This is a genomic window from Bradyrhizobium sp., assembly GCF_019242285.1.
GTDB lineage: Bacteria > Pseudomonadota > Alphaproteobacteria > Rhizobiales > Xanthobacteraceae > Bradyrhizobium.
The window spans coordinates 1-4536 of the sequence record NZ_JAFAVV010000171.1; the positions used below are offsets into that span (position 1 = coordinate 1).

Annotated in this window: 4 protein-coding genes and 1 tRNA gene; 3 read left to right on the plus strand and 2 right to left on the minus strand. The window is 62.3% G+C overall.

Annotation, left to right across the window (positions count from 1 at the left end):
- Positions 1-575 (minus strand): inositol monophosphatase family protein (locus JOY90_RS06395; RefSeq protein ID WP_291690310.1); only part of this gene is annotated, 575 nt, incomplete at its 3' end.
- Positions 576-1211: 636 nt separating this feature from the next.
- Positions 1212-2099: an N-formylglutamate amidohydrolase gene (locus tag JOY90_RS06400; protein ID WP_291690307.1), complete on the minus strand. Its 888-nt coding sequence runs from the start codon at positions 2097-2099 to the stop codon at positions 1212-1214.
- A gap of 316 nt (positions 2100-2415) precedes the next feature.
- Between JOY90_RS06400 and cpdR the strand changes: the two genes are divergently transcribed.
- The 3 genes from cpdR (at position 2416) to JOY90_RS06415 (ending at position 4457) form a co-directional block, all read left to right on the plus strand.
- Positions 2416-2775: a cell cycle two-component system response regulator CpdR gene (gene cpdR, locus JOY90_RS06405; protein WP_291690308.1), complete on the plus strand. Its 360-nt coding sequence runs from the start codon at positions 2416-2418 to the stop codon at positions 2773-2775.
- 117 nt (positions 2776-2892) lie between these two features.
- A tRNA-Val gene (locus JOY90_RS06410) sits at positions 2893-2967 on the plus strand.
- Between the two features lie 536 nt (positions 2968-3503).
- Entirely contained in the window at positions 3504-4457 is a 954-nt protein-coding gene (locus JOY90_RS06415; RefSeq protein ID WP_291690309.1) for a sugar-binding protein, read from the plus strand.
- Positions 4458-4536 lie beyond the last annotated feature (79 nt).

The window sequence follows — 4536 nt, forward strand, 5'->3', positions numbered from 1 at the left end:
GAATAGCAGTCGCCGCCATAGCGCGACAGCCGCACCCTGTTTTCGACCTGGCCGAAGATCGCGCGGTCAGCCTCGTTCATTAGCAGCGGGCTCGTGGTGTAGGAAGTCGCCTCCTCGAGCGACGTGCAGCGCCGGACTGACAGCTTCCGCTCGCCCGAGGGCCCCTGGTAGCTGGCCGAGCCGTTGTCGCCCGAGAAGCGCTCACCGATGAAGGGCTGGTGCATCATGCCAAATACCGGCGTGCCCTGGTGCAGCAGTGCGATCAGGGTGCCCCAGATCGGGAAGCCGCCGATGAAGGACTTGGTGCCGTCGATCGGGTCGAGCACCCAGACATAGTCGGCTTCCTCGCGTTCGTTGCCGAACTCCTCGCCGACGATGCCGTGCTGGGGGAAGTTGGCCTTGATCAGCCGGCGCATCACTGCCTCCGCGGCACGGTCGGCCTCGGTGACCGGATCGAAATCTATTCCGACGCTCTTGTTGTCGATCGAAAGCGAGGTGCGGAAGAATGGCAGGATGGTTTCCCCGGAGGCTGTCGCCAGGCGACCGATGAAGGCGGAGAAATCGATCACCATCAGAGCTGTCCCTCTAATGCGTTTTCGAGCGAAGTGGATACCGGTTCGCGTGAAGAAAACGCGTCAAACAAAGAAGCTAGAGATGCCGTTCCGATTCCATCGGAACGGAAAAAGCTCTAGGCTTGGCAGGAACCCATTGATGATCCGCTTGGCTCGATCCAGCAAGTCTCTGCGGACGCCGATCCATCCATCGCCGTTGGCATTTGGAATACCGAATCGCCGGTATGCAGAAGCTAATTTCCCGCTGCGAATGCGGATCACTAAATCGGGAAGCTGGGGATATCTTCTCGAGCGGATATGCGCTTCGAGCCGCCGCTACGAATAAGTAATTGAAATTACTTAGGATATTTCTTCGAAATGAAAGTGTTGCCAAGTTGCAAGCATTGCGGATTTTGCATGGGAAAAGGAGCGAAAACCCTTGCGCTTTGTGCAGCGCGGTCGCATATTGTTGCGGTGCGGTAGCGCTTCTGCGCTATCGCTGCCCTCCTTGGGCGTTTCCTCCCTAGACTTGGGCCGCTTGCTTTCGCAAGCGGCCCTTTTTTCTGCCGGAGAGAGATCTCTCGACAGTCCGTCCCCGCCGGGCGAGCGCGAAGAGAGCCGGCGCAGGACGGCATCGGGCAGATCGGGCGCGGCGTCGATTTATTCCGCGGCGGCCTCGAACGGACGAAGATCGCCGAACGGCAGCGTTGCGAGCGCTTCGGCGAGCGAAGCGAAGTCGGCCGCGACCTGCGGAAATCGCGGGCCTTTCTCGCGGCGCCGCTCGTCCATGTAGATCGCGCGGTTGAGCTCGAGCTGGACGGCATGCAGGCCGCTGGCGGGGTTGCCGTAATGTTCGGTGATGAAGCCGCCGGCATAGGGCTTGTTGCGGCCGACCGAATAGCCGAGGCCGGCCATGGTCGCCTCGACGGCATCCGGCAGCAGCGGCGCGCAGCTCGTGCCGTAGCGGTCGCCGATCACGACATCCGGCCGTCGCGGCTCGTCGCGCGCCACCCCGATCGACGGCATCGAGTGACAGTCGACCAGCAACACCACGCCGAACGCCTGATGCACCTTGTTGATCAACCGCCGCAATGCGCGGTGATAGGGCTTGTAGAGCAATTCGATGCGCCCGAGCGCCTCCTCGACCGAGAGGCGCTCGCGGTAGATCTCCTGGCCGTCTCCGACGACGCGCGGGATGGTGCCAAGGCCGCCGGCCACCCGCATCGACCGCGTGTTGGCGAAGCTCGGCAGCCGGCCCGTGAACATGCGCGGATCGAGTTCGTAGGGTTCCCGGTTCACGTCGACATAGGAACGCGGAAAATGAACCCGTATGACCGCAAAGCCGGCATCGCTCAGGCTGCGGATGAGCTCGTCCATGAAGGAATCTTCCGAGCGGCGCAGCGTCGGCAGGTCGATCCGCGAGGCGCCGAGAAATTCGCCCGGATAGGCCGAACCGGAATGCGGGGAGTTGAAGATGATCGGTGCCCGCCATTCGGCCGGCTCCACGATCTCGAACGGAGGCGCTACCTCGCCATCATACCGGGTCATCGTCGGGCGCCGTTCCTCGATCTTACCGCTGTCCACTGCCGATCGCGATCGGCCGATTCGGACCGCAGAGCTTTTTATGGGGGCGTATTGTCGGTAATCGCAACCTTTCTGCCAAGCGAAAAAGCATGGCTGCGTCGTCGAAACATGTCTCGGGCCCTCACGCCTGAAACTCCGGATGGCCGCGGTTCAAGCCGCAATTCTGTCCAGAAATGGCCTTGCAAGCGGCCAATCCCGACCGCTACCTTTCACCCGAAATTTACTGTCTGCGGGCTTAGTGAAGCAGTCCGCCCTCATAGCCATCCGACGCCATTGAGCCATGCACAAAATCCTCCTCGCTGAAGACGACAACGACATGCGCCGCTTCCTCGTGAAGGCGCTGGAAAACGCGGGGTTCAAGGTCTCCCCGCACGACAACGGCATGTCGGCCTATCAGCGGCTGCGGGAGGAGGCATTCGAGATGCTTCTGACCGACATCGTCATGCCCGAGATGGACGGCATCGAGCTCGCGCGCCGCGCCTCCGAGCTCGATCCGGACATCAAGATCATGTTCATCACCGGCTTCGCCGCGGTAGCGCTCAACTCCGATTCGGAAGCGCCGAAGAACGCGAAGGTCCTGTCCAAGCCGGTGCATCTGCGCGAGCTGGTCAGCGAAGTGAACAAGATGCTGGCGGCCTGAAGTCCGCGGGCATGCACGGTCCGGGCCGCGATGATTTTGTGAAGGCGGGCCATCCGTCGGCTTGCCTGCCCGCCGGGGAGCCGATATAGGGACCCCGTTCGGCATGTCTGGATATTTGGGCACGTAGCTCAGCGGGAGAGCACTACCTTGACATGGTAGGGGTCACAGGTTCGATCCCTGTCGTGCCCACCAGCCTTCGCGAGCTACGGCTCGGCAGGCCGATCCCATCTATCGTAGCGAAGCGAGCGAAGGCTGTCGCGCCGCCGGCGAAGGCGACTGGTCTCGCGCGCCCGACAAGCGCAGCTCGGCCGGGAGGCATCTCGCGCCGAGGTTGAGCTGACCTCAGTTCTTCCCGTCTGCTTTCTGCCTTGCGCATGGTGTGGGCAAGCTCGTCCTCGTGCCCGCGTCATGGGCACAATATTGCCGGCCAGCAAATTGAGGTGTTTGAGGTGTTGCGGTTTCCCGTGCAACACCGTGCCTGACGTGATTCCTAAGACGATCTTCCTGGTTGCGTCTTGTCACGCCGCGTCGTTTTGTCGTTAGCTGCGACCGCGCAAACCAAATCATCGGCGGGCGCAAGACGGCCAGAACGGGCTGCGACGTGGGGGCATCGGGGGAAGGACGGCCCAAGACAACAGGTGCAATCGGGCACGCAAGCTGCCGCGCGTAGTCGGCGGCAATTCTCATAACAGTCTGCAACACGGACACCCAAGGGAGGGGTTTCAAGCATGAATCGTTTCACATCGACCGGCATCGCCGTGGTGATGGCGCTGGCCTTCGCCGCCGGCGCGCATGCCGAGGACAAGAAGAAGCTGGCCTTCGTCGTCAACGGCGCGTCGGACTTCTGGAAGGCCGCCGAGGCCGGCGTCAAGGCGGCGCAGGCCGAACTGACCAAATACGATCTGGTACTGAAATATCCGGAGCAGTCGGCGGCGGCGATCCAGATCCGGCTGATGGACGACCTGGTGGCGGCGGGCTATGCCGGCATCATGGTCAGCGCGGTCGATCCCAAGACCGAGAGCGATGCGTTGAATCGCGTCGGCAAGCAGGTCGCGCTCTTCACCACCGATTCGGATGCGCCGCAGACCAGCCGCATCGCCTATATCGGCTCCTCGAACACGGATGCCGGCAAGCAGGCGGGCGAGCTTGTGCTGAAGGCGCTGCCGAACGGCGGCAAGTGCGTGGGCTTCGTCGGCCTGCTCGGCGCTGACAATGCCAAGGAACGCATCGACGGCGTCAAGGAGACCATCAAGGGCTCCAAGGTCGAGCTCGTCGACGTGCGCGGCGACGACATCGACCAGACCCGCGCCAAGCGCAATGTCGAGGACACGCTGACCGCGCATCCCGAGATCGACTGCATGATCGGCTTCTACTCCTACAACACGCCGCGCATCTATGAGGCGCTGAAGGAGGCCGGCAAGCTGGGCAAGATCAAGATCATCGGCTTCGACGAGGATCCGATCACGCTGGGCGGCGTCAAGGAAGGCACCATCAGCGGCACCGTCGTGCAGCAGCCTTACGAGTGGGGCTATCAGGGCATGAAGGACATGGCCAAGTACCTCGAAGGCGACAAGTCCTGGGTGCCGGGCAATGGCCTTTTGATCGTGCCGACCAAGATCATCGACACCAGCAATGTCGATGCGTTCTGGGCCGAACTGAAGAAGCGCCAGGGCAAGAGCTGAGCTTCTTCCGTTGTGTCGTCGACCGCTTCCACGACGTCATGCCCGGCCTTGTGCCGGGCATCCACGTCTTACTTTCTGG